Source organism: Comamonas sp. F1-6, from assembly GCF_039581415.1.
In the GTDB taxonomy this organism is placed as follows: domain Bacteria; phylum Pseudomonadota; class Gammaproteobacteria; order Burkholderiales; family Burkholderiaceae_C; genus Comamonas; species Comamonas thiooxydans.
Genome location: NZ_JBCPWN010000010.1, coordinates 132,060 through 153,944 on the forward strand (window position 1 = coordinate 132,060; position 21,885 = coordinate 153,944).

Annotated in this window: 23 protein-coding genes and 1 tRNA gene; 18 read left to right on the top strand and 6 right to left on the bottom strand. The window is 60.4% G+C overall.

Going from position 1 to position 21,885, the window contains the following annotated elements:
• Positions 1 to 6: 6 nt before the first annotated feature.
• From nrfB to glmM, 3 genes are all read right to left on the bottom strand, one after another.
• Complete coding sequence (gene nrfB / locus AAIL66_RS12675) at positions 7 to 2,226, bottom strand: cyclic di-3',5'-guanylate-activated glycosyltransferase NrfB (RefSeq protein WP_343496877.1); 2,220 nt, start codon at positions 2,224 to 2,226, stop codon at positions 7 to 9.
• Positions 2,213 to 3,394: a UDP-N-acetylglucosamine 2-epimerase (non-hydrolyzing) gene (gene wecB / locus AAIL66_RS12680; protein WP_343496878.1), complete on the bottom strand. Its 1,182-nt coding sequence runs from the start codon at positions 3,392 to 3,394 to the stop codon at positions 2,213 to 2,215. Before wecB ends, nrfB begins: the two co-directional genes overlap by 14 nt.
• Before the next feature lie 162 nt (positions 3,395 to 3,556).
• Entirely contained in the window at positions 3,557 to 4,891 is a 1,335-nt protein-coding gene (glmM, locus tag AAIL66_RS12685) for a phosphoglucosamine mutase (protein ID WP_003062134.1), read from the bottom strand.
• Positions 4,892 to 5,678: 787 nt separating this feature from the next.
• Here glmM and hisF point away from each other — a divergent pair.
• The 9 genes from hisF to tatC all read left to right on the top strand — a co-directional run bounded on the left by hisF (position 5,679) and on the right by tatC (position 11,438).
• Complete coding sequence (hisF, locus tag AAIL66_RS12690; RefSeq protein ID WP_003058607.1) at positions 5,679 to 6,479, top strand: imidazole glycerol phosphate synthase subunit HisF; 801 nt, start codon at positions 5,679 to 5,681, stop codon at positions 6,477 to 6,479.
• Positions 6,480 to 6,548: 69 nt separating this feature from the next.
• Positions 6,549 to 6,977: a phosphoribosyl-AMP cyclohydrolase gene (hisI, locus tag AAIL66_RS12695; protein ID WP_255538961.1), complete on the top strand. Its 429-nt coding sequence runs from the start codon at positions 6,549 to 6,551 to the stop codon at positions 6,975 to 6,977.
• Positions 6,978 to 6,981: 4 nt separating this feature from the next.
• Entirely contained in the window at positions 6,982 to 7,380 is a 399-nt protein-coding gene (locus AAIL66_RS12700) for a phosphoribosyl-ATP diphosphatase (RefSeq protein WP_034357492.1), read from the top strand.
• An 11-nt stretch (positions 7,381 to 7,391) separates the two neighbouring features.
• Positions 7,392 to 7,790, top strand: coding sequence for a membrane protein (locus AAIL66_RS12705; protein ID WP_034409137.1), 399 nt, complete (start codon positions 7,392 to 7,394; stop codon positions 7,788 to 7,790).
• Positions 7,791 to 8,060: 270 nt separating this feature from the next.
• Positions 8,061 to 9,104, top strand: coding sequence for a patatin-like phospholipase family protein (locus AAIL66_RS12710; RefSeq protein ID WP_034357495.1), 1,044 nt, complete (start codon positions 8,061 to 8,063; stop codon positions 9,102 to 9,104).
• A gap of 97 nt (positions 9,105 to 9,201) precedes the next feature.
• Positions 9,202 to 9,567 (top strand): histidine triad nucleotide-binding protein, encoded by a 366-nt coding sequence (locus AAIL66_RS12715; RefSeq protein WP_034357497.1) that lies wholly within the window; start codon positions 9,202 to 9,204, stop codon positions 9,565 to 9,567.
• A gap of 121 nt (positions 9,568 to 9,688) precedes the next feature.
• Positions 9,689 to 9,925, top strand: a complete 237-nt coding sequence (gene tatA, locus AAIL66_RS12720) for a Sec-independent protein translocase subunit TatA (RefSeq protein ID WP_003058595.1) — start codon at positions 9,689 to 9,691, stop codon at positions 9,923 to 9,925.
• 22 nt (positions 9,926 to 9,947) lie between these two features.
• Positions 9,948 to 10,469: a Sec-independent protein translocase protein TatB gene (tatB, locus tag AAIL66_RS12725; protein WP_003062149.1), complete on the top strand. Its 522-nt coding sequence runs from the start codon at positions 9,948 to 9,950 to the stop codon at positions 10,467 to 10,469.
• 156 nt (positions 10,470 to 10,625) lie between these two features.
• Complete coding sequence (gene tatC, locus AAIL66_RS12730; RefSeq protein WP_034357499.1) at positions 10,626 to 11,438, top strand: twin-arginine translocase subunit TatC; 813 nt, start codon at positions 10,626 to 10,628, stop codon at positions 11,436 to 11,438.
• 194 nt (positions 11,439 to 11,632) lie between these two features.
• Here the strand turns inward: tatC and AAIL66_RS12735 are convergent, their stop codons facing one another.
• Positions 11,633 to 12,793, bottom strand: coding sequence for a trypsin-like peptidase domain-containing protein (locus AAIL66_RS12735; protein WP_034357502.1), 1,161 nt, complete (start codon positions 12,791 to 12,793; stop codon positions 11,633 to 11,635).
• 364 nt (positions 12,794 to 13,157) lie between these two features.
• Here AAIL66_RS12735 and AAIL66_RS12740 point away from each other — a divergent pair, with 364 nt between their 5' ends.
• The 3 genes from AAIL66_RS12740 (at position 13,158) to pdxA (ending at position 16,483) form a co-directional block, all read left to right on the top strand.
• Positions 13,158 to 14,483, top strand: coding sequence for an MFS transporter (locus AAIL66_RS12740; protein ID WP_034357504.1), 1,326 nt, complete (start codon positions 13,158 to 13,160; stop codon positions 14,481 to 14,483).
• Positions 14,484 to 14,591: 108 nt separating this feature from the next.
• Positions 14,592 to 15,344 carry a Nif3-like dinuclear metal center hexameric protein gene (locus AAIL66_RS12745; RefSeq protein ID WP_343496879.1) on the top strand — a complete coding sequence of 251 codons (753 nt, stop codon included), beginning with the start codon at positions 14,592 to 14,594 and terminating at the stop codon, positions 15,342 to 15,344.
• A gap of 80 nt (positions 15,345 to 15,424) precedes the next feature.
• Positions 15,425 to 16,483 (top strand): 4-hydroxythreonine-4-phosphate dehydrogenase PdxA, encoded by a 1,059-nt coding sequence (pdxA, locus tag AAIL66_RS12750; RefSeq protein ID WP_343496884.1) that lies wholly within the window; start codon positions 15,425 to 15,427, stop codon positions 16,481 to 16,483.
• 158 nt (positions 16,484 to 16,641) lie between these two features.
• Here pdxA and mscL read toward each other — a convergent pair whose 3' ends face one another.
• Complete coding sequence (gene mscL, locus AAIL66_RS12755) at positions 16,642 to 17,076, bottom strand: large conductance mechanosensitive channel protein MscL (protein ID WP_034357508.1); 435 nt, start codon at positions 17,074 to 17,076, stop codon at positions 16,642 to 16,644.
• Positions 17,077 to 17,225: 149 nt separating this feature from the next.
• On the opposite strand from mscL, the gene petA reads away from it, so the two are divergent.
• The 6 genes from petA (at position 17,226) to AAIL66_RS12785 (ending at position 21,521) form a co-directional block, all read left to right on the top strand.
• The gene (petA, locus tag AAIL66_RS12760) at positions 17,226 to 17,828 is read left to right on the top strand and encodes a ubiquinol-cytochrome c reductase iron-sulfur subunit (protein WP_034357510.1); all 603 of its coding nucleotides are present in this window, start codon (positions 17,226 to 17,228) and stop codon (positions 17,826 to 17,828) included.
• A gap of 14 nt (positions 17,829 to 17,842) precedes the next feature.
• Complete coding sequence (locus AAIL66_RS12765) at positions 17,843 to 19,258, top strand: cytochrome bc complex cytochrome b subunit (RefSeq protein ID WP_003062172.1); 1,416 nt, start codon at positions 17,843 to 17,845, stop codon at positions 19,256 to 19,258.
• Positions 19,259 to 19,275: 17 nt separating this feature from the next.
• Positions 19,276 to 20,031 carry a cytochrome c1 gene (locus AAIL66_RS12770; RefSeq protein WP_003062174.1) on the top strand — a complete coding sequence of 252 codons (756 nt, stop codon included), beginning with the start codon at positions 19,276 to 19,278 and terminating at the stop codon, positions 20,029 to 20,031.
• 100 nt (positions 20,032 to 20,131) lie between these two features.
• Positions 20,132 to 20,743, top strand: coding sequence for a glutathione S-transferase N-terminal domain-containing protein (locus AAIL66_RS12775; RefSeq protein WP_003058564.1), 612 nt, complete (start codon positions 20,132 to 20,134; stop codon positions 20,741 to 20,743).
• Between the two features lie 99 nt (positions 20,744 to 20,842).
• Positions 20,843 to 21,361 (top strand): ClpXP protease specificity-enhancing factor, encoded by a 519-nt coding sequence (locus AAIL66_RS12780; protein WP_034357512.1) that lies wholly within the window; start codon positions 20,843 to 20,845, stop codon positions 21,359 to 21,361.
• Between the two features lie 84 nt (positions 21,362 to 21,445).
• A tRNA-Thr gene (locus tag AAIL66_RS12785) sits at positions 21,446 to 21,521 on the top strand.
• Positions 21,522 to 21,577: 56 nt separating this feature from the next.
• Here the strand turns inward: AAIL66_RS12785 and AAIL66_RS12790 are convergent.
• The gene (locus AAIL66_RS12790; protein ID WP_003062178.1) at positions 21,578 to 21,883 is read right to left on the bottom strand and encodes a hypothetical protein; all 306 of its coding nucleotides are present in this window, start codon (positions 21,881 to 21,883) and stop codon (positions 21,578 to 21,580) included.
• Between the last annotated feature and the right edge of the window lie 2 nt (positions 21,884 to 21,885).

Sequence of the window (21,885 nt, forward strand, 5' to 3'; positions counted from 1 at the left end):
TGGCACCTAAGCAACGGACACGATCGGGGCGGCATCAAGGCGGCGCAAAAGTTGCGCCATGGTGACCTGCAGCTGTTGCTGCAGTCGCAGTGCTTCATCCAGCGTAGCCTGCGTCAACGCCCCCTGGTTCACCAGGAACAGGCCCAGGCTGTCATCGCTTTGCTCATGTCTGAGCAGCAAGGCATTCAGCACGGCCGTGTCGATGCGGCCCAGGGCTTGAAGCACTTCGCCCAGCATCAGCTGCCGCGATACATAGAATTTCCACAGCTCTTTCGCCTGTTCGGCGGATACGCGTTTGCGCTCCACGGCCCAGGCCAGCAGTTCGCGAGCCGGCTCCCCATGTTGTCTTGCATACAGACGCCGCAGCTCGACCGTGACCTCTCCCTTGGGGGCAATGAGGTAGCGCACGGGCCTCTCCAGCTTGCGCTCCAGGGCTGCGTGCGAGACCGGGTCTATGACCGACTCGCTGGCCAGGATCAGTGTTTCTCCCTCCTCGCGCAGCGGCACCACGCTGTAATGCAGTGCCAGATGTGCAGGCAGCAGCGCAGCGATCTCGTCGGGGATCAGACGCTCTCCCAGAAATTCCCATGAAACACCAGCCTGCTGGGCAACTGCAGCTGCCAGCTGTGCGGTGCTGATCAGGTCCTTGTGCACCAGCGCACTGCCCAGGCGCAAGCCGGGAGTGGGGCGCAGCAGCGCTTCCTGCAGCTGGCTCTCTGTCAGGGCACCTTGTGCGATCAGTATCTGTCCCAGGGGCTGGCGCAGTCGGGGTCCCTCTCCCAGCATGGGGAAGTCATGATCGGTCTTGGCCCAGGCCATGCGCCGGATATCCTTGGCCTGCAGCGCCTGGGCGATGGCCCGCCAGTTGGCCAGAAAGTTCACCAAATTGCCCCATAGCAGGCGCGGAAGCGACATCAATCCCTGGACGATGCCGTAGTAGCTGGTGACGAAGAACATGCGCTGGACAATGCGGTTGAGCATCAGCACGAAGTTCGCTGCCAGCAGCGCATACAGCCACCAGTCGCCCTGGAAGATGGAGAGAAACCGGTAGCTGTCCGGTACCAGGCGCTGGTAGAGCCAGATGGCAATCAGCTGCATCGCCAGCAGCATGGCCAGAAAGCTGGCGAAATTGGTGAGAGCCCCTTTGCGGTCGCGCCAGAGAAAATAGTTCAGCACACCGCTTTGGGTCCAGCGCAGGGTCTTGAAACCCTGGATCACGATGCCCGTGATCCAGCGGGACTTCTGTCGCACCGCCGCATTCAGCGTATCGGGGAAGAACTCCCGCACGCAGATGACGCTGGCTTCACGCGCGCTGCGCCCGTGTCGGCGTGGCTGGTCGGGATCGGTAGGCTGGTCCGCGTCATGCACGGGAAAGCGCACGAAGATCTCGCGCATGCCCAGCTGCTTGAGCCGGAAACCGATGTCGTAGTCCTCGGTCAGGCTCTGGGTATCGAAGGCCACGCCATCGCCCATCTCCAGCAGCGCCGTGATGGCGCGGCGGCTGAAGCAGGTGCCGACCCCGGCGCTGGGCACCTGACCCACCAGGGCCTCGCGCACCACGATGTCCTTGGCATGCAGCTCGGCAAACTCGTCCAGATAATGCCCGCCAGTGAATTCGCGCAGCGGCCGCTCCAGGGGGTAGACCGGCAGCTGGATCAGATCCTTGCGATCCACGAGAAAGTTGAACAGTCTCAGCTCCAACCTGGACAGCACGTCTTCCGAGTCATGCAGGATGAAGCCTGCAAACTCTATGCCCGAGCGCTGCTCGAACTGGAAGATGGCATCGAGCACATTGTTGAGACAGTCGGCCTTGCTGGTCGGCCCGGGGCGTGCGCAGACCACGCTGTGCACATTCGGGAAATGGGCTCTTACCTGCTCCACATCGGCGTGGGTCTGGGGGTCGTTGGGGTAGGTGCCGATGAAGATGTGGTAGTTCTCATAGTCCAGCGTGGTTGCCGCCAGCTGCGCCATCTTGCCGATCACGCCATGCTCCTGCCAGGCGGGCACCATGATGGCCAGCGGCTTCTCGTCCACACCGAGCAAGGCCTTGTGATTCATCTGCTCGTGGCGCGAATACACGGTCAGTGCACGCCAGGTGCGCCGCCCCCAGTAAAAGAGGTCGATGAACAGATCGTCCAGTCCGCTGATGAAGATCACCACCGCAATGACGATGGCGATGCTCTTGAGCACATAGAGGTATCCGGTGAACAGGTCAAGCCAGGACATGAGGTGTCCTTTCTGTGGCTTTCTGTGCCAGGCCTGCTTGATCAGGCCTCAGCATCTGGTGCAGTCTTTTCTCGGTGCGCTGTGCTGCAGTCCCGTCACCAAAGGGGTTGCTGCTGGCCTGCATGCTCCGGTAGGCAGCATCGTCATGCATCAGGTGGCGCACGGACTGAACGATCCTGCTTCTGTCGGCTCCAACCAAAGCGGCGCAGCCGGCTTCCAGCACCTCGGGACGCTCGGTCTCGTCGCGCAAGACCAGCACCGGTACCTTGAAGGTCGGTGCCTCTTCCTGCAGTCCGCCGGAATCGGTCAGCACCAGCCAGGCATCGGCCAGGGCCTGCTGCATGGCCAGGTAATCCAGCGGCTCTGTCAGCTTGACATTGGGAAGTCCGCCCAGCAGACGGTATACCGGCTCCTTGACCACCGGATTGAGGTGGACCGGGAACAGCACCGGCATCTGGGGAAACTCGCGCGCGATATCGGCAATGGCTTCGCACACATGGTCTACATCGGGGCCCCAGTTCTCTCGCCTGTGCATGGTCACCAGAATATGGCCTCGGCCCTGCATGCGGCGGTGGATGTGGTGATGCTGGCTGGCCCAGAGCTGGGCATCGACGACGGTGTTGCCGGTGAGCTCGATCTTTTCCTTGGCCACGTTTTCGCGCTCCAGCGCCTGCTGGGCCCTCGGGGTGGGGGCCAGATGCAGGCTGGCGATGCGCCCTATCATTTGCCGCAGGCCTTCCTCCGGAAAAGGTCGGTGCAGGTTGTAGGTGCGCAGGCCGGCTTCGACATGGACGACGGGCACCTTGAGATAGAAGCCGGCCAATGCACCCTGAAACGCGCTTTCTGTGTCGCCCTGCACGATCACTGCCTCACAGCTCGTATCCGTCAGCACGGACTCCAGCTGACCCCTGCAGCCTGTGGCGAATTCCAGCAGAGAGCTTCCTTGCCTTTGCAGCACATGATCGGGCTGGATATGAAAGCAGTCCAGCATTTGCGCGGCCATGTCGCCATGCTGGCCGGTGTGCAGCCAGATGGGGCGGGCCCAGTGCGTCTGTTTCAGTGCGTGATAGACAGGGGCCAGCTTGATGATTTCGGGCCTGGTCCCGGACACGATGAGCAACTGCACGATGTCTGGCTTGGCGTGAAGAGCCTCGGAGTCCTGATTCATTGCGTTCTCCCTTTGAGTCAATTGGTATCAGACGTTCTTCATTCGTACCTGCTCAAAATCATCTTTCACGCTCTGCTTGGGGTATGTCAGCCAGCTCCTCGTGCTGGCCACAATTGGTGCCGGCTCTATCTGCTGCATGAGCGGCGCAGCTGCATCGGCGGGCTAACCGTCTCTGGCAGCCGTGACCAGTCTCTCGGCACAGCGGCTGGCCTGATCGCCATCCTGCGCTTCCACCATCACATGCAGCAGCGGCTCCGTGCCGCTGTGACGCACCAGCACACGCCCGGTAGAACCCAGTTCGGCCTCGACCTGCGCCTGCACTCGTGCCAGCAAGGCATTGCTGCGCCAATCCCGGTCTGGCGACCAGTGCACATTGAGCAACGCCTGAGGGTAGAGCTGCACCGGCAGCAGCCATTGCGACAGCGTGCGGCCGGTGCGCACGCAGGCCTGCAATATCTGGAGTGCATTCACCAGACCGTCGCCCGTGCTGTGCCGGTCCAGTATCAGCAGATGGCCTGACCCCTCGCCGCCGAAGGTCCAGCCCCTGCGGCTGAGCTCCTCAAGCACGTAGCGGTCGCCGACCTTGGTGCGCATGAAGTCCACATCCAGCACCCCGAATGCCCGCTCCACCGCCATATTCGTCATCAGCGTGCCGACGGCGCCCGCAATGCTCTCGTCATGCTCCAGGCGGTCGGCGACGATCAGGTACAGCAACTCGTCCCCGTTGTAGAGCCGCCCGGCGGCATCGACGACCAGCAGGCGATCCGCATCGCCATCCAGGGCGATGCCGAAATCCGCACCGCAACCGGAAACAGTCGTGGCCAGGAGCTCCGGATGTGCGGCTCCGGCCCCCTGGTTGATGTTCATGCCATCGGGAGCGCAGCCTATGGCCACCACTTCGGCACCGAGTTCATGCAAGACCATGGGCGCTATCTGATAGGCCGCACCATGGCCGGCATCGACCACGATCTTCAGTCCTCGCAAGGTGAACGCATGGTCGCAAGTGCTCTTGCAAAACTCTATATAGCGACCGGCGGCGTCATCCAGGAGCTGGGTTTTTCCGAGTGCGATTGCCGGGACCCAATGCGGCTCATCCAGCAGCATTTGCTCGACTGCTACCTCCCAGACATAGGGCAGTTTGGTGCCTTTGGCGCTGAAGAATTTGATGCCGTTGTCCTCGAAGGTGTTGTGGCTGGCGCTGATGACCACTCCCAGACTGGCACGCAAGGCCCGCGTGAGATAGGCCACTCCCGGTGTTGGCAGCGTCCCAAGCAGCACCACATCCACGCCAGACGAATTGAAGCCCGACACCAAGGCGCTTTCGAGCATGTGACCCGAGATACGCGTGTCCTTGCCAATCAGCACCGTCGGGCGCTCTTCGTTGCGATGAAGCATTCGTCCGACGACATGGGCGAGATGCAGAGCGAAGTCCGGCGTGATGGGGAAATACCCAGCCCGCCCACGGATTCCGTCGGTACCGAAATATTGGCGTCTCATATCCATGATGATCACCTGTGCCTGAATACATTCATCGAATGGGATGGGTTTCCGGGTTCGGTCAACTATTTATGGGTTCAACACTGTCGAAATATTAAAAACTATTGATTTATTTTTTTCATAGTTTCACTAGCAAAAACAATCCGAACAAGAAGGCGGCGTAAAAAGAAACATCTTTTTACGTCATGAATATTTGGAAGCCGAATTGGGGTTTTATACACAATATTTAAGGTATTTCGCTGCCTGGTCGAGATTGCTTTGCATTGCTGTCAACCCTAGCGTCAGGCGGCTTGCCGAAGCCCAATCCGCAATAGCTTTGCTTGTCACGCAGTCATATGCCGCTCTCGGCAGTGCAGCTTCTCGCAGGTGTGGAGGCTTCTCATTGAGAATATCAGTGCCTTTATTTCCGGATCGCTTGTGGCATGCCTGGTCAGGAGTGGGCGATGGTCCTATGTGCGCCAGTTAATCGCAGCCGGAATATCGATGCAGGAAAGAGATTGCGGCTGAAAACAATAAATCGTGAGGCCGGCTCTGTGTTTACTGTTATTCAATTGGGAGCACGGGGATTTTGTGCCGCTTTATGGATTGGGGCTGCTGCTGAGTTGAATCGTTTCAAATCGAGCGGGTTTGACTCGCGATGCGATGGCTGTGGCCGGGCTGCGTGCCGCCGAAGCCAGCTGGCAATGCCATGGCAGCGGCAGGGGGGCGCCGTCGGCAGATGCCCTAGGCAGCGGCGAGGCCGTGGTATCTTTGGCCTCCTTGTTCGTAGATATTCCGAGACTGGTCCATGCTTGCCAAACGCATCATTCCCTGCCTTGACGTGACCGGCGGCCGCGTGGTCAAGGGCGTCAATTTTCTGGAGCTGCGCGATGCGGGCGACCCGGTGGAAATTGCCGCACGCTACAACGCCCAGGGTGCAGACGAGCTGACCTTTCTGGACATCACGGCCACCAGCGATGGCCGCGACCTGATTCTGCCCATCATCGAGGCCGTGGCTTCGCAGGTCTTCATTCCGCTGACCGTGGGCGGTGGCGTGCGCAGCGTGGAAGATGTGCGTCGCCTGCTCAATGCCGGAGCCGACAAGACCAGCTTCAACTCCGCCGCCATTGCCAACCCGGACACCATCAATGCCTGCAGCGACAAGTACGGCGCGCAATGCATCGTGGTGGCCATCGACGCCAAGCGCCGCACGCCCGAGGACGAGCAGCGCATCGGTCCCGGCGGCACGCCCATGGGGCCGGGCTGGGATGTGTACAGCCACGGCGGCCGCAAGAATGTGGGGCTGGATGTGGTGCGCTGGGCCGAAGAGATGGCCAGGCGCGGTGCCGGCGAGATCCTGCTGACCAGCATGGACAAGGACGGCACCAAGAGCGGCTTCGATCTGAAACTCACGCGTGCCGTGGCTGATGCCGTGGCCGTGCCCGTGATCGCCTCGGGCGGTGTCGGCAATCTCGAAGATCTGGCCGATGGCGTGACCATTGGCGGCGCCGATGCCGTGCTGGCCGCCAGCATCTTCCACTATGGCGAGTACACCGTGCAGCAGGCCAAGGAATGCATGCGCGCGCGCGGCATTCCCGTGCGTCTCTAAAGTTGTTTTGAGAGCGGCTTGCGCAGGCTACAAGCGGCTTTCCATATGTTTTATGGTTGATGTTGGCTGCTGGCCTGCGCTGGCAGCTATACAAAGCAAAGGTCTGCAATGAGCTGGCTCGATCAAGTCAAATGGGATGCGCAGGGTCTGGTGCCCGTGATTGCGCAGGAGCAAAGCAGCGGCGACGTGGTCATGTTTGCCTGGATGAACCGCGAGGCACTGGAAAAGACCGCCGAGCTGGGGCGTGCCGTCTACTTCAGCCGCTCGCGCAACAAGCTGTGGTTCAAGGGCGAGGAGTCCGGCCATGTGCAGACCGTGCATGAGATGCGCATCGACTGCGACAACGACGTGGTTTTGCTCAAGATCACGCAAGAGGGGCATGATCCCGGTATTGCCTGCCATACCGGCCGCCACTCCTGCTTCTACAGCGTTTTCAAGGACGGACAGTGGCTTGCTGTCGATCCGGTCTTGAAAGATCCTGCTTCCATCTATAAATAAAGTCATGTCTGAACAAAACACCGCGTCGATCGAGGGCGCACTGGCCCGTCTGGCCGCCGTGATCGAAAGCCGCAAGGTCGCCAATGGTGGCGACCCTGAAAAAAGCTATGTCGCGCGCCTGCTGCACAAGGGGCCTGACGCCTTTCTGAAGAAGATCGGCGAAGAGGCCACCGAGGTCGTCATGGCCGCCAAGGATGTCGATCATGGTGCGGACAAGGGCAAGATCCTCTATGAAGTGGCGGATCTGTGGTTTCACTCCATGATTGCGCTGTCGCACTACGGGCTGACACCCGCAGAGGTGGTGGCCGAGCTGGAGCGCCGCGAGGGCACCAGCGGTCTGGAGGAAAAAGCCCTGCGCAAGGCCCAGGAACGCGCTGCTCAGGAAGGGGCGGCCAAGCAATAAGGAGGAAGCGCATGAATGACGATCGCGACATCATCGATGTAGGCAGCAGCAGCTCTACCGAGATCGAGGGCCTGAAGGCCTGGGGCTGGGTCAGCTATCTGCTGCACCTGGTCGTGGCCGTGGCCGCCGTGCTCCCGGGCGCGCAGGTCAGTGTGCTGCTGTTGCTGATTGCAGTTGTCATCGATCTGGTCAAGCGTGATGATGCGCGTGGCACCTGGCAGGAGAGCCACTTTTCCTGGCGGCTGCGCAGCGTGCTCTGGGCCATCGTGCTCTATGCGGTGACTTTCCCGTTCTTCCTGCTGGGCCTCTTGATCTTCAACCCTGCCTGGGTGCTGATCTCCATCTGGTTCCTCTACCGCATCGTCAGCGGCATGATCGCCATGAACAAGAATCGCGCGATCCAGCCCTGAACCGCACTTGCCAGACACCCAAGCCCTCGCTGTACGGCCGGGGCTTTTTTGTTTTTGCAAGCGGTTGTGCTGCGCTGCAACAGATTCGGGGTGGCAGGCTGACACGAGTGCAGGGCCTGTGCAATGCTCGCGGTGCTGGATAAGCTCCGGGACTTAAGCGGATTCGAATCGGGCATGGTGTTTTGTCCATGGATATGCCCGCTGTGCATTCTTTGCTTGCGTGAGTCCCAAGCCCCTTGCTTGGTTCATCAACCCTCACAGGATCGTGCCATGGCTGCAGAGACTTCCCATACCCTCAACCTGGCCCTGCAAGGCGGGGGATCGCATGGTGCGCTGACCTGGGGCGTGCTGGATGCATTGCTGGACGATGACGGACTGATCTTCGAAGGCATCAGCGGCACCAGCGCCGGTGCCATGAACGCCGTGGCGCTGGCCCATGGTTTCGCGCAGGCGGCCGCGCAGGAAAAGAAAGTGGACGATGCCCGTTACCTGGGACGGCAACTGGCGCGCCAGTCTCTGCGCGAGCTGTGGGAGGGCGTGGGCACCATGGGCAGCGTGGGCAAGATGTTCTGGGCCGCACCGTTGCCGGGCAGCAAGCAGTTCATGGGCGTGCTCAACCAGTTTCTGTCGCCCTATCAGACCAATCCGCTCAATATCAACCCGCTGCGACAGCTGCTCACCCGGGTGGTGGACTTCGAGATGCTGGCGCATCCCGAGCACCCCAGCGTGGTGCCCAAGCTCTTCATCTGCGCCACCAATGTGCGCACGGGCGGCGGCAAGATCTTCAAGGGCGAGCAGGTGACGGCAGACGCCATCATGGCCTCGGCCTGCCTGCCGCAACTGTTCAAGGCAGTGGAGATTGACGGGGAGTGCTACTGGGACGGCGGGTTCTCGGGCAATCCGGCCCTGTATCCGCTGATCTACGAGACCAGGAGCAGGGACATCCTGCTGGTGCAGATCAATCCCAAGGAGTCCGATGTCTCGCCCGACACGGCCCGCGAGATCATGGATCGCATGAACGAAATCACCTTCAACGCCAGCTTGCTGGCCGAGTTGAGGGCCATCGAGTTCGTGGTCAAGCTGCTGGAGCAAAAGCGCCTGGACCCCGAGCGCTACAAGCATGTGCTGATGCACCGCATCGATGGCGGCTCGGTGCTCAAGCCCTTTGGCGCCTCAAGCAAGGTGCGCGCAGACATGGGCATGGTGCGCAAGCTGTTCGAGCTGGGACGCGAGCGCGGCCAGCAATGGCTGCAGCTCAACCGCGAGCACCTTGGCGTCAAGCAGACGCTGCGATTCAACGAGAATAGGGGATAGCCCCGCAGGGGACGACGCCATTGCCTGCTTCCTGGCCTCCTAGGCCATGAATAGCGCAGGGCGTCCGGAATACTGAACCGTAGAGATACCAGAGACCATGCACGACCACCACGACCCCCATTGCATTTTCTGCCGCATCGCCAAGGGCGAGATTCCTTCGCGAAAGGTCTATGAAGACGAGGAGCTGTTCGCCTTCCATGACATTCACCCGGGGGCACCTGTGCACTTTCTGGTGATTCCCAAGAAGCACATCCCCTCCATGGCCCAGGTCGGCGCCGAGGATGCGCCCCTGCTGGGCCGCATGATGGCGCTGGCTCCAAAACTGGCGATGGAGCAGGGCTGCAACCCTTATCCCGATGGCGGATTCCGTATCGTGGTCAACACCGGCAGCGAAGGCGGGCAGGAAGTGCACCATCTGCACCTGCACGTCATGGGCGGCCCGCGCCCCTGGCTCAAGGGCTGATCAGGCGGCGCACCGGGCCTGCACGCGGCGATAGAGCTGTGCGCTGCAGGCTTTTTGGGTGATTGATTCGTATCTGTCACAAGCCCCGTCTAAAATGGTTTGCAATTTCTAGGAGATTCTCATGGGCTCGTTTTCTATCTGGCACTGGGCGATCGTGCTGCTCATCGTGGTTCTGGTGTTCGGCACCAAGAAGCTCAAGAACATCGGCTCCGACCTGGGCGGCGCCGTCAAGGGCTTCAAGGACGGCATGAAGGACGGCGCGACTGACGCCGATGCCAATGCTGCGACCGGCCAAGTGGCCAACCAGCAGGCTGCCGAAAAGGCCACCATCGACGTGGAAGCCAAGCAAAAGAGCTGATCGCGGCAGGACTGACATTTAGATGTTTGATATTGGCCTGTCCAAAATGGCGCTGATCGGTGCCGTGGCCCTGGTGGTCATCGGTCCCGAGAAACTGCCGCGCGTGGCCCGCATGGTGGGCACCTTGCTTGGCAGGGCACAGCGTTATGTGTCCGACGTCAAGGCCGAGGTCAACCGCTCCATGGAGCTCGATGAGCTGCGCAAGATGAAGGACACGGTCGAGACTGCCGCGCGGGACGTGGAGTCCAGCATGCGCAATCAGGCCTCCGATCTTGAAAAGGACTGGAGCGATGCGACCAAGGACCTGCGCGACGACTCGAACATGACTTCGGCTTCGTCCTTCGGCTCCTATGACGCAGAAGGCGGCTACACCGGTCTGGATACGCACAGCAGCGTGGTGCCCAGCTACCGCCATCCGCGCAAGAACTGGCGCGTCAAGCGCGGTGCAGTGCCCCAGTGGTACAAGGCCCGTGCCGGGGTACGCAGCAAGGTCCAGTCGGGTGCGGCGCGCGTGGCGCGCTTTCGCCCCAAGAAGTTCCATTGAACATGCAGCTCAGCAGCCTGCCGGCCGCAATGCCGGCCAAGGCCGGCCCCAGGGGTTCGGCTCTGCTGCCTGCATGTTGCTCTTTGCCCGTGATCCGCGGGCGTTGTTGTTTCTCAAGCGTGTGGGGCCGATCGGGCTCCGGCGCGGTTTTGCACCATGTCCGAACCCTCTAAAGAAGACGAACTCGCAGGTACGGAACAGCCGTTTGTCCAGCACCTGATGGAGCTGCGTGACCGCCTGCTCTACAGCCTGTATGGCGTTTTGATCGGCGTCGGGCTGCTGATGTTCTGGCCGGGCCCCGATGGCCTGATCGACTTCATCGCCCTGCCCATCAAGGAGCATATGCCGCCCGGCGCCAAGCTGATTGCGGTGGGCGTTTTCTCGCCCTTCTTTGTGCCGCTCAAGGTGCTGATGATGGTGGCCGTGCTGCTGGCGCTGCCCTGGATCATGTACCAGATCTGGGCCTTTGTGGCACCGGGCCTGTACAGCCACGAGAAGAAGTTCGCCCTGCCGCTGATCCTGTTCGGCAGCCTGCTGGCCTATGCCGGCATTGCCTTCGTACAGTTCTTTGTGCTGGGCAATATGTTCAAGTTCATCCAGCACTTCACGCCTGCCAGCGTGGCGGCCACGCCCGACATCGCCTCGTATGTGGAAGCGATTCTGTCGCTTTACATCGCTTTTGCGGCGGCTTTCCAGGTGCCCATCGTGGTGATGCTGCTGGTGCGCTTCGGTCTGGTGGAGATCGAAAAGCTCAAGGCCTTCCGCGGCTATTTCGTGGTGCTGGCCTTTGTGATTGCTGCCGTCATCACGCCGCCCGATGTGATCTCTCAGCTGGCCCTGGCCTTGCCCATGTGCCTGCTCTACGAGATCGGCATTCTGGGCGCCGGCTGGTTCAGCAGGGTATCGCGTGCGCCCGATGCCGAGGAAGGCACGGGCTCGGAAGTGGAGAAATCCTCGGACGGCCACTGATCTTCGCCCCGACCTCCTGCAAAGCCCTTGAAGCAATTCAAGGGCTTTTGTTTTGATGACTGTCTGCAATTTTTTCCATCAGTGCTTGAGTCATATCTCTTGATGAATCGTGTTGAAGAGGTTGTGGCTGGCCCGGCCGGAGCATGAAAAAAGCCAGCGGCTAGCGCTGGCTTTTCGGTTTGTTGGCGCTGCAATCAGCGGCGTGGGCGACCCTGTTGCTGCAGGGTGCTGGCTGCTGGGCGGGCTCCCGGAGTGATGTCCAGCACCACTTCGCTGTCGCCGCGGCGCACATCGAACTTGGCGGCTTCGCCGGGCTTGAGCGAGGCCACGGCCGTCAGCAGTTCGGAGACATTGCGGGTCGCGGTCTCGCCCACCTTGACGATTACGTCGCCGGGACGCATGCCGGCCTGGGCGGCGGGGCCGGCCTGCAGCACGCCGGTGATGATGACGCCGGCATCGGCCTTGACGCCAAAGGTTTCGGCCAGCTCGGGCGAGAGCTCGTTGGGCTCCACGCCGATCCAGCCGCGCGTGACCTTGCCGTCCTTGACGATGCCGTCCAGCACCATCTTGGCTGTGGAGACGGGAATCGCGAACCCGATGCCCATGCTGCCGCCAGAGCGCGAGTAGATGGCCGTGTTGATGCCCAGCAGATTGCCGTTGGCATCCACCAGCGCACCGCCGGAGTTGCCGGGGTTGATGGCTGCGTCGGTCTGGATGAAGTTCTCGAAGGTGTTGATGCCCAGCTGGCTGCGGCCCAGAGCGCTGATGATGCCGCTGGTCACTGTCTGGCCCACACCGAAGGGGTTGCCGATGGCCAGCACGCGGTCGCCCACAGCGACCTGATCGGAGTTGCCCAGCACGATGACGGGCAGCTTGTCGAGCTCGATCTTGAGAATGGCCAGATCAGTCTCGGGGTCTGTTCCAATGATCTTGGCCTTGGCCTGACGGCTATCGGTCAGCGTGACCTCGATATCGTCGGCGCCTTCCACCACATGATTGTTGGTGAGGATGTAGCCATCTTGACTGATGATGACGCCACTACCCAAACCAGATTGCTCCTGCGGACCCTGATCGCCAAAGAAGAATTGGAACCAGGGATCGTTGGCGCGCGGGTGGCGAACCGCCTTGCTGGTGTTGATGCTGACCACGGCGGGCGAGGCCTTGCGCGCGGCAGGCGCAAAGCTGCCGGGAGCGACTTCACCCGCTGGAGTGGATGGAGCCTGCAGCAGCGAAACACCGGCACTGCTACGGATATTTCCGCGCTGAAGCCAAGTGGGCTGTAGGGTAGCCACTACAAAATAGATAGCCACCAGCACGGTGACGACCTGCGAAAACAGCAACCAGGTGCGTTTCATGTAATGCGTATAGGTAGTGAAGGGAACAAGCCCACATTGTGAAGCATGGCTGCGCCAGGCGTCGAAGCGAACATTTGCTTGCAAGCAAATGCATAACGCAAAGCTTTGCAGAATGCAGGGCCCATGGCTATAGGACTGCAAGCACCTAAAGTTTTATGTGTCCAGGATATATGAGTGGAAACCCTAGAATGTTTTTTCGACTGCGCTTACGCCGCCGTTACTGAAGTGACTGCCCACAAGGTGCTCATATTCGGTCTGGTGTGGCTTTGCATCTGAAGCCCGCCGCAATCGGTCTGCCACTGCACGTTGACCCGTGATCAGCGGCCTTATCCGCGCTGTCCTGTTGTTCGATCTAGGAAACACCATGACTACGCTTGACCACGCTGCATCGGCTGACGCGCCGGCTGCAGCGACGAATCGTCTCCTGAACCGGGAGGACTACAAGACCCTGGGCTTATCGGCCCTGGGCGGAACGCTGGAGTTTTACGACTTCGTGGTGTTCGTCTTTTTTGCCAATGTGATTGGCAGCCTGTTCTTTCCAGCCTCGCTGCCGGAGTGGATGCGCCAGCTGCAGACGCTGGGCATTTTCGCGGCTGGCTATCTGGCGCGCCCCATCGGCGGCATTTTGATTGCCCACTTCGGCGACATCCTGGGCCGCAAGAAGATGTTCACGCTGTCGGTGTTCCTGATGGCCGTGCCCACGCTGGTCATCGGCCTGCTGCCGACCTATGAAACCATAGGCTTGGCCGCTCCCATCCTGCTGCTGCTGATGCGCGTGATGCAAGGGGCTGCCATCGGCGGTGAAATGCCCGGTGCCTGGGTGTTCGTGGCCGAGCATGCTCCCCAGAAGCGTTACGGCTTTGCGATCGGCGCACTGACCTCCGGCATTACCGGCGGCATTTTCCTGGGCTCCATCATCGGGGTCTGGCTCAACAGCACCTACAGCCAGGGCGAGATCCACGACTGGGCCTGGCGCATCCCCTTCATCCTGGGCGGTGTCTTCGGTCTGGTGTCGGTGTATCTGCGCAAGTTCCTGCACGAGACCCCCATCTTCCAGGAACTGCAGGCCCGCAAGGCCGCTGACCGCGAACTGCCGATCAAGACCATCTTGCGCGACCACCGGGAAGCCTGCGTCGTCGTGGCGCTGATGACCTGGGTGCTGTCCACGGCGATCGTGGTGGTGATTCTGTTCACGCCGGCCTATCTGCAAAAGGTGTTCCACATCGAGCCTGCCATGGCCCTGAAGGCCAATGCCGTGGCGACCGTGACGCTGACCATAGGCTGCGTGTTCTGGGGCTGGCTGTCCGACAAGATCGGCACCAAGCTGACCATGCTCATCGGCTGGGGCGGCATGACGGCCACGGCCTATCTGTTCTACCTGAACCTGCCTGGCAACGAGGCATCGCTGATCTGCAACTATGCGACCGTGGGCTTCTTCGTGGGCTCCATCTCGCTGCTGCCCGTGGTGGGTGTGCGGGCCTTCCCGCCCGAGGTGCGCTTCACCGGCCTGTCCTTCTCCTACAACATGGCCTATGCCGTGTTCGGCGGCCTGACCCCAATGCTGGTGTCCGTGTGGCAGCAGGTGGATGTGATGGCTCCCGCCCACTATGTGGCGGCCATGGGCGTGCTGGGCATGGCCATGGGCTTCTGGCCTCTGGCCTGCAAGGGCTGGCAAGCCAAGAAGGCTTGAAGTCACTTGTTCTGATAAAAAGGAAAAGGGCAGCTCTGGGCTGCCCTTTTTACGTCTGTCAAAGCCTTGCTGGCCGGGTTTGCGTGCGGGCTTGGGCACAATCGAGTCATGAGCATTGAGCGAAACACCCTGTTATCCGTTTTCAACGGGCTGCTGCAGCCCGAACGCTTCAAGGACTACGGACCCAACGGCTTGCAGGTCGAAGGCAAGAGCGAGATTCGTCGCATCGTCAGCGGTGTGACGGCCAGTCGCGCCCTGATCGAGGCGGCGATCGAGGCCGAGGCCGATGCCATCTTCGTGCACCACGGTCTGTTCTGGCGCGGCATGGATGGTCGCATCACGGGCTGGCTCAAGGAGCGCATCCGTCTGCTGCTGGCGCATGACATCAATCTGTTTGCCTATCACCTGCCGCTGGATGCCCATGCCGAACTGGGCAATAACGCGCAACTGGGGGCCAGGCTCGGCGTGCGGGGCCAGGCGGCCTTTGGCGAGCAGAACCTGGGCTGGCTGGCCGATGTGGACTTTGCCGATGCCGCCGCTCTGGCAGGGCATGTGCAAAGCGTGCTGGGGCGAAAGGTGACGCTGGCCGGTGTGCAGGAGCACAAGCCGATCCGCAGGCTGGCCTGGTGCACCGGAGGGGCGCAGGGCTTTTTCGAGTCCGCGATTGCCGCCGGCGCCGATGCCTATATCACCGGCGAGATCTCCGAGCCCCAGATGCATCTGGCGCAAGAGATGGGCGTGAGCTTTATTGCTGCCGGCCATCATGCGACCGAGCGCTATGGTGCTCCGGCCGTGGCTGCCCATGTAGCCCAGGAGTGCGGGCTGGAGCACCGCTTCATCGATATCGACAACCCGGCCTGATCCGCTCCTGGACCTTCGTCTTTCACTTTTGATGGCTGCAAGCACTTTGGAACAGGAGGCTTGCGGCAACTCTGATGCCTATGTCCGTCATTGCTTCAACCCAAACCATCGCCATCACCCAGGGCGACTGCGCAGGCATAGGGCCTGAAATCATCGCCAAGGCTTTTCGGGCTGCGCCGCAGGCCATGCGCGGCTGCTTTGTAGTGGGCGAGTTGCAGACTCTGCGCCGGGCCACGGCGCTGGCCGCCAGGGCCGTCGACGGCGATCAGGCCATTGCCCAGCCCGTGGTGGTGATCGATGAGCCGGGCGAAGCCTGGTCTGTTCCGGAAGGTGCCGTCGCGCTGCTGAACTTGCCGGGGTTGGCGGGGCCTCAGCCCTATGGCCAGATTTGCGCGGCTGCCGGGCAGGCCGCGGCGCAATGCGTGGTCTGGGCCGCGCAAGCGGCTTTGCGTGGCGAGATTGCCGCCATGGTTACGGCGCCCTTGCATAAAGAGGCACTGCATCTGGCGGGCGTGACTTTCCCCGGGCACACGGAACTTCTGCAGGCCGAGGCGGCCGCCCATGCGGGCGTTTCGCTGGAGCAGATGCCGGTGCGCATGATGCTGGCCAATGACGAGTTGCGTACCGTGCTGGTCAGCATCCATGTGTCGCTGCGCGAGGCCATCGAGGCCGTGACAGGGCCGCAGATTCTGCAGACCTTGCGCATCACGCATCAGGCGCTGGGCAAGAGCCTGGGACGTACGCCTCGCATTGCCGTGGCAGGGCTCAATCCGCATGCGGGCGAGGGCGGCATCTTCGGATGTGAAGAAATCGAAATCATTGCCCCGGCGATCGCGGCAGCACAGGCCGAAGGCATGGATGTGCAGGGACCGTTTGCGCCGGACACAGTCTTCATGCGGGCGCGAAATACGCCAGCCCACCCGGGTGAATTCGATGTGGTGTTGGCGATGTACCACGACCAAGGGTTGATCCCAGTCAAATATTTGGGTGTGGAAAAAGGCATCAACGTGACCCTGGGTTTGCCGCTGGTACGCACCAGTCCCGACCATGGCACGGCCTTTGATATCGCCGGTCAGGGAGTGGCCGATGAGGCCAGCCTGCTTGAAGCCGTGCATATGGCCCGCAGCCTGGCGAGTTGATGGGACTTCAACTGCTGGTTCACCAGTCGTCAATGCTTCAGGCATCCAAGCACTTGCCGGATGGATTCATGCAGTGTGCTGGGTCGCGCTGAATGCTCGATGCCATGAAAAAAGCCTGCTGGAGGTCAGCAGGCTTTTCATCACTGGGCTGAACGCTCTCAGGCCTTGCGATTGAGGCTGTCGCGGATCTCGCGCAGCAGCTGAATGTCTTCGGGCGTAGCGGGTGCTTGCTCCGGTGCAGGCGGAGCCTCGCGCTTGAGGCGGTTTATCTGTTTGACCATCATGAAAATGATGAAGGCCAGAATCACGAAGTTCACCGCAACCGTGATGAAGCTGCCATAGGCAAATACGGGAATGCCGGCTTTTTTCAGCGCATCCAGAGTGCGTGGAACTCCTTCGGGCATGGTGCCCAGAACGACGAACAGGTTGGAAAAGTCCAGCTTGCCGAAGAGCAGGCCCACCAGAGGCATGATGAGGTCGTTGACCACGGAATCAACGATTTTCCCGAACGCGCCGCCGATGATCACGCCCACGGCAAGATCCATGACGTTTCCCTTGATTGCGAACTCGCGGAATTCTTGCATCATGCCCATAAGCAGTTCCAGTCACTAAGAGTTTGAGATAGCGCAGTATTGCGTGACTTTGGCGGTTGTCAACGTCGGACTGGGGCTGGAATAACCATAACCCCACCGCTAGAATTTGCAGTTGACCCCAAATCAAGCGATGTACTTCGAGGAAATCCATGAGTGACTCTCCAGTCGACTCCAGCAAGCGCACGTGGATCATCACGTCAGCATGTGCTGGTGCCGTGGGCGGTGTGGCAACGGCCGTCCCTTTTGTGAGCTCCTTCCAGCCTTCTGAAAAAGCCAAAGCAGCAGGTGCTGCGGTAGAGGTGGATATCTCCAATCTCAAGGATGGTGAGAAGCTCACCGTCGAGTGGCGTGGCAAGCCGGTGTGGATCATCAAGCGCACACCCGAGCAGCTCAAGGACCTGCCAGGCCTCGATGGCGAACTGGCAGACCCGACCTCGGCGCGTCATCCCGAAGAGTTCACGCCGCCCTATGCGCAAAATGAAGCGCGCTCCATCAAGCCTGAAATCCTGGTGGTCGTGGGCATCTGCACCCACCTGGGCTGCTCTCCCACCGACAAGTTCGTCGCCGGGCCCCAGCCTTCGCTGCCTGCAGACTGGAAGGGCGGTTTCCTCTGCCCCTGCCATGGCTCCACCTTTGACATGGCCGGCCGGGTGTTCAAGAACAAGCCAGCGCCGGACAACCTGCAAGTGCCGCCACATATGTATCTGTCCGACACCAAGCTGCTGATTGGTGAAGACACCAAGGCAGCCTGAGGGAGACAAGAACAATGGCTCACGAATTCAAGCAAATCGACCCGAACTCCACAACCGGAGCGAAGGCCATGAACTGGCTGGAGAACCGGTTTCCGACGGCATTCGATGCGTACCGCGTCCATATGTCGGAGTACTACGCTCCCAAGAACTTCAACTTCTGGTACATCTTCGGCTCGCTGGCGCTGCTGGTGCTGGTGATCCAGATCGTCACCGGCATCTTCCTGGTGATGCACTACAAGCCCGATGCCGAAAAGGCGTTTGCTTCCGTGGAATACATCATGCGTGATGTGCCCTGGGGCTGGCTGATCCGCTACATGCACTCCACAGGCGCCTCGGCGTTCTTTGTGGTGGTCTATCTGCATATGTTTCGCGGTCTTCTGTACGGTTCTTACCGCAAACCGCGCGAACTGGTCTGGATCTTCGGTTGCGCCATCTTCCTGGTGCTGATGGCTGAAGCCTTTATGGGTTATCTGCTGCCCTGGGGTCAGATGTCGTACTGGGGCGCCCAGGTGATCGTGAACCTGTTCTCCGCCATCCCCTTTGTCGGTCCCGATCTGGCTCTGCTGATCCGTGGCGACTATGTGGTGGGCGATGCGACTCTGAACCGCTTCTTCAGCTTCCACGTGATCGCCGTGCCTCTGGTGCTGCTGGGTCTGGTCGTTGCGCATTTGCTGGCGCTGCACGACGTGGGCTCCAACAATCCCGACGGTATCGAGATCAAGGGCCCGAACGCGCCCAAGGATGAAAAGGGCCGCCCTCTGGATGGGGTGCCCTTCCACCCTTACTACACGGTGCATGACATCTTTGGCGTGACGGTGTTCCTGTTCCTGTTCTCGGCCGTGGTGTTCTTTGCGCCCGAGTTCGGCGGCTACTTCCTGGAGTACAACAACTTCATCCCCGCCGACCCGCTCAAGACGCCCAATCACATTGCCCCTGTCTGGTACTTCACGCCCTTCTATTCGATGCTGCGTGCCATCACCAGCGAGATGATGTATGTGCTGATCGCCTGCGTGGTGCTGGGTGCAGGCTACGGCATTCTCAAGTCGCGCCTGCCTGGTTTTGCCAAGGGCGCCGTCGCCATCGTGGCCCTGGGTGCCATCGCCATGATGCTGTCCATCGACGCCAAGTTCTGGGGCGTGGTTGTCATGGGTGGTGCGGTCATCATCCTGTTTGCCTTGCCCTGGCTCGATTGCAGCCCGGTCAAGTCGATCCGCTATCGTCCCAGCTGGCACAAATATGTGTATGCAGTGTTTGTGGTGAACTTCGTCGTCCTGGCTTATCTGGGGGTGCAGCCTCCGTCGCCGGTGGGCGAGAAGGTGTCGCAGGTCGGCACGCTGTTCTACTTCGGCTTCTTCCTGCTCATGCCCTGGTGGAGCCGCTTGGGTGAAACCAAGCCCGTGCCCGAGCGTGTCACCTTCAAGCCTCACTGAAGCAGGAGAGAACAAGAATGAAGAAACTGATTCTGACCCTGGTTGCAGCCCTGGGTATTGCCGGCGCTGCGCAAGCTTCTGAAGGCGGCATCCACTGGGACAAGGCGCCAGTCAACACCAGCGACACGGCATCCCTGCAAAATGGTGCCAAGATCTTTGTCAACTACTGCCTGAGCTGCCACTCCGCTGCCTTCATGCGTTTCAATCGCTTGAAGGACATCGGTCTGACCGATCAGGACATCAAGGACAATCTGTTGTTCACCACCGACAAGGTAGGTGAGACCATGAAGGCAGCCATCAATCCCAAGGAAGCCAAGGAGTGGTTCGGTGCCAACCCGCCCGACCTGACCGTGATCGCGCGCTCGCGTGCCGGCTCGGGCGGCTCGGGCGCTGATTACCTGTATACCTTCTTGCGTACTTTCTATAGGGATGACACCAAGGCCACGGGCTGGAATAATCTTGCCTTTCCCAGCGTAGGCATGCCGCATGCGCTGTGGGAGCTGCAGGGTGAGCGTCGCGCCATCTTCGAAGAGCATGACGACCATGGAACTAAGACCCAGGTCTTCAAGGGTTGGGAGCAGGTGTCTCCTGGCAAGATGAGCGCAGTGCAGTACGATCAGGCAGTTGGCGATCTGGTGAATTACCTGCAATGGATGGGGGAGCCGGCTCAGAACACCCGAACCCGTATCGGGGTGGGCGTGTTGATTTTCCTGGCCTTCTTCATCTTTATCGCTTGGCGCCTGAATGCCGCGTTCTGGAAAGACGTGAAATAGGCTTTGCCGCCGTGCAGAAGTTGTCTGCAGCCAAACCGTGTTAGTGCAGAGTGGGGTGCCGTGGGCAACCCACTCTTTTTGATTTTTAGGAGTCTCCACCATGATGGTGCTTTATTCGGGAACGACTTGCCCCTTCTCACACCGCTGCCGCTTTGTGCTGTTTGAAAAAGGCATGGATTTCGAGATCCGCGATGTGGACTTGTTCAGCAAGCCCGAAGAAATCGCCGTGATGAACCCCTATGGTCAAGTGCCAATCCTGGTCGAGCGCGACCTGATCCTGTACGAGTCCAACATCATCAACGAGTACATCGACGAGCGCTTTCCCCATCCCCAGCTGATGCCTGGCGACCCTGTGGACCGTGCCCGTGTGCGCCTGTTCCTGCTGAACTTCGAAAAGGAACTGTTCGTGCACGTGAGCGCTCTGGAAGAGCGCAACGTCAAGGGCAATGAAAAGGCTCTGGAGAAGGCTCGTGCCCATATCCGTGACCGCCTGACCCAGATGGCGCCTATCTTCCTGAAGAACAAGTACATCATGGGCGAGAACTTCTCCATGCTGGATGTGGCGATTGCTCCCCTGCTGTGGCGCCTGGACTATTACGGCATCGAGCTGTCCAAGAATGCTGCCCCTCTGCTCAAGTATGCCGAGCGCATTTTCTCGCGCCCCGCTTACATTGAAGCACTGACTCCCTCTGAAAAGGTCATGCGCAAGTAATTGCACATGAGCGCAGAGCGGGCATGTTGAAGGGCTTTCCTTCATCTGCCCGCTTTTTTGTCTTTGCAATCTTCTGGATTTGATTCGTCAGGAAATGAGATGACAGCCCCTGAAACGACTTCAACCCGTCCGTATCTGCTGCGGGCATTGTTTGAATGGTGTACCGACAATGGTTTGACGCCGCATATTGCCGTGCGCGTGGACCGCAGCACCCAGGTGCCCATGGAGTTTGTGCGTGATGGTCAAATCGTGCTCAACATCAGCTATGACGCGACCAGCGGCCTGCTGATCGGCAATGAGTATGTTGAATTCAAGGCACGCTTTGGCGGCCAGCCACGGGAAATCATGGTGCCTGTGGCGAACGTCATGGCCATCTATGCCCGCGAGACCGGCCAGGGCATGGCCTTCCCGCCCGAGGAGGACGAAGTCCCCGAGGACGACGATGCGCCATCGATGGAGGATGCCGAGCCCGACATGGAGTCGGATGAGGAGTCCTCGGCCGAGCGTGTGGTGCAACTGGTTCCCGTCAAGGCGGAAGCAGAAGCTTCCGGCGAAGATGATGCTCCTCGTACGCCGCCACCCGCTGGTGGTCGTCCGGCGCTCAAGCGTGTGAAGTAGTCCGGCCAGTGTTTTTGCCGGCAGATCGGGAAATTTCAGGATTCTTCTTTTGGGGCTGAATTTCTACGTTAGAATTCAGTCTTCGCCGGTTTAGCTCAGTTGGTAGAGCACCCGCCTTGTAAGCGGTAGGTCGTCAGTTCGAATCCGACAACCGGCACCAAACAAATAGGTCTCTTCGGAGGCCTTTTTTGTTTTTCTGCCTTTAAAAAGGGCTTGTCAGGCCTGAACTTTGATGCGGATGCTGTTGACGGCCCAGCCTTTGGTGCGCAGATGAGCCGCCATGGCCGGCAGCAATTGGCGCACTTTGGCCGCAGCAGCGTTGTTTTTCACGATCAGGCACCAGCCGTCTTCATCAATGGGGCCGGCCTGCAAGCTGGCGCGCAGCATGGGCGGAACCAGGGGTAAAACGGCTTTGAGCCGGTTGCTGGAGTCCTGAGTCAGTGCTGCCAGGCGCGCCAATGTGGGAGAAGACTCCATGGCATTGATGGCAGTTACGGCGTGATGGCGGCGAACAATGGTCATGC

Coding starts and splice junctions, on each gene's coding strand:
- AAIL66_RS12705 (WP_034409137.1), top strand. CDS start 7,392: ATGAATGACGATCGCGACATCATCGATGTAGGCAGCAGCAGCTCTACC.
- AAIL66_RS12780 (WP_034357512.1), top strand. CDS start 20,843: ATGACAGCCCCTGAAACGACTTCAACCCGTCCGTATCTGCTGCGGGCA.
- AAIL66_RS12740 (WP_034357504.1), top strand. CDS start 13,158: ATGACTACGCTTGACCACGCTGCATCGGCTGACGCGCCGGCTGCAGCG.
- wecB (WP_343496878.1), bottom strand. CDS start 3,394: ATGAATCAGGACTCCGAGGCTCTTCACGCCAAGCCAGACATCGTGCAG.
- tatC (WP_034357499.1), top strand. CDS start 10,626: ATGTCCGAACCCTCTAAAGAAGACGAACTCGCAGGTACGGAACAGCCG.
- mscL (WP_034357508.1), bottom strand. CDS start 17,076: ATGGGCATGATGCAAGAATTCCGCGAGTTCGCAATCAAGGGAAACGTC.
- AAIL66_RS12775 (WP_003058564.1), top strand. CDS start 20,132: ATGATGGTGCTTTATTCGGGAACGACTTGCCCCTTCTCACACCGCTGC.
- petA (WP_034357510.1), top strand. CDS start 17,226: ATGAGTGACTCTCCAGTCGACTCCAGCAAGCGCACGTGGATCATCACG.
- tatB (WP_003062149.1), top strand. CDS start 9,948: ATGTTTGATATTGGCCTGTCCAAAATGGCGCTGATCGGTGCCGTGGCC.
- AAIL66_RS12765 (WP_003062172.1), top strand. CDS start 17,843: ATGGCTCACGAATTCAAGCAAATCGACCCGAACTCCACAACCGGAGCG.
- tatA (WP_003058595.1), top strand. CDS start 9,689: ATGGGCTCGTTTTCTATCTGGCACTGGGCGATCGTGCTGCTCATCGTG.
- AAIL66_RS12710 (WP_034357495.1), top strand. CDS start 8,061: ATGGCTGCAGAGACTTCCCATACCCTCAACCTGGCCCTGCAAGGCGGG.
- AAIL66_RS12790 (WP_003062178.1), bottom strand. CDS start 21,883: ATGACCATTGTTCGCCGCCATCACGCCGTAACTGCCATCAATGCCATG.
- nrfB (WP_343496877.1), bottom strand. CDS start 2,226: ATGTCCTGGCTTGACCTGTTCACCGGATACCTCTATGTGCTCAAGAGC.
- AAIL66_RS12700 (WP_034357492.1), top strand. CDS start 6,982: ATGTCTGAACAAAACACCGCGTCGATCGAGGGCGCACTGGCCCGTCTG.
- AAIL66_RS12715 (WP_034357497.1), top strand. CDS start 9,202: ATGCACGACCACCACGACCCCCATTGCATTTTCTGCCGCATCGCCAAG.
- glmM (WP_003062134.1), bottom strand. CDS start 4,891: ATGAGACGCCAATATTTCGGTACCGACGGAATCCGTGGGCGGGCTGGG.
- AAIL66_RS12745 (WP_343496879.1), top strand. CDS start 14,592: ATGAGCATTGAGCGAAACACCCTGTTATCCGTTTTCAACGGGCTGCTG.
- AAIL66_RS12735 (WP_034357502.1), bottom strand. CDS start 12,793: ATGAAACGCACCTGGTTGCTGTTTTCGCAGGTCGTCACCGTGCTGGTG.
- hisF (WP_003058607.1), top strand. CDS start 5,679: ATGCTTGCCAAACGCATCATTCCCTGCCTTGACGTGACCGGCGGCCGC.
- pdxA (WP_343496884.1), top strand. CDS start 15,425: ATGTCCGTCATTGCTTCAACCCAAACCATCGCCATCACCCAGGGCGAC.
- AAIL66_RS12770 (WP_003062174.1), top strand. CDS start 19,276: ATGAAGAAACTGATTCTGACCCTGGTTGCAGCCCTGGGTATTGCCGGC.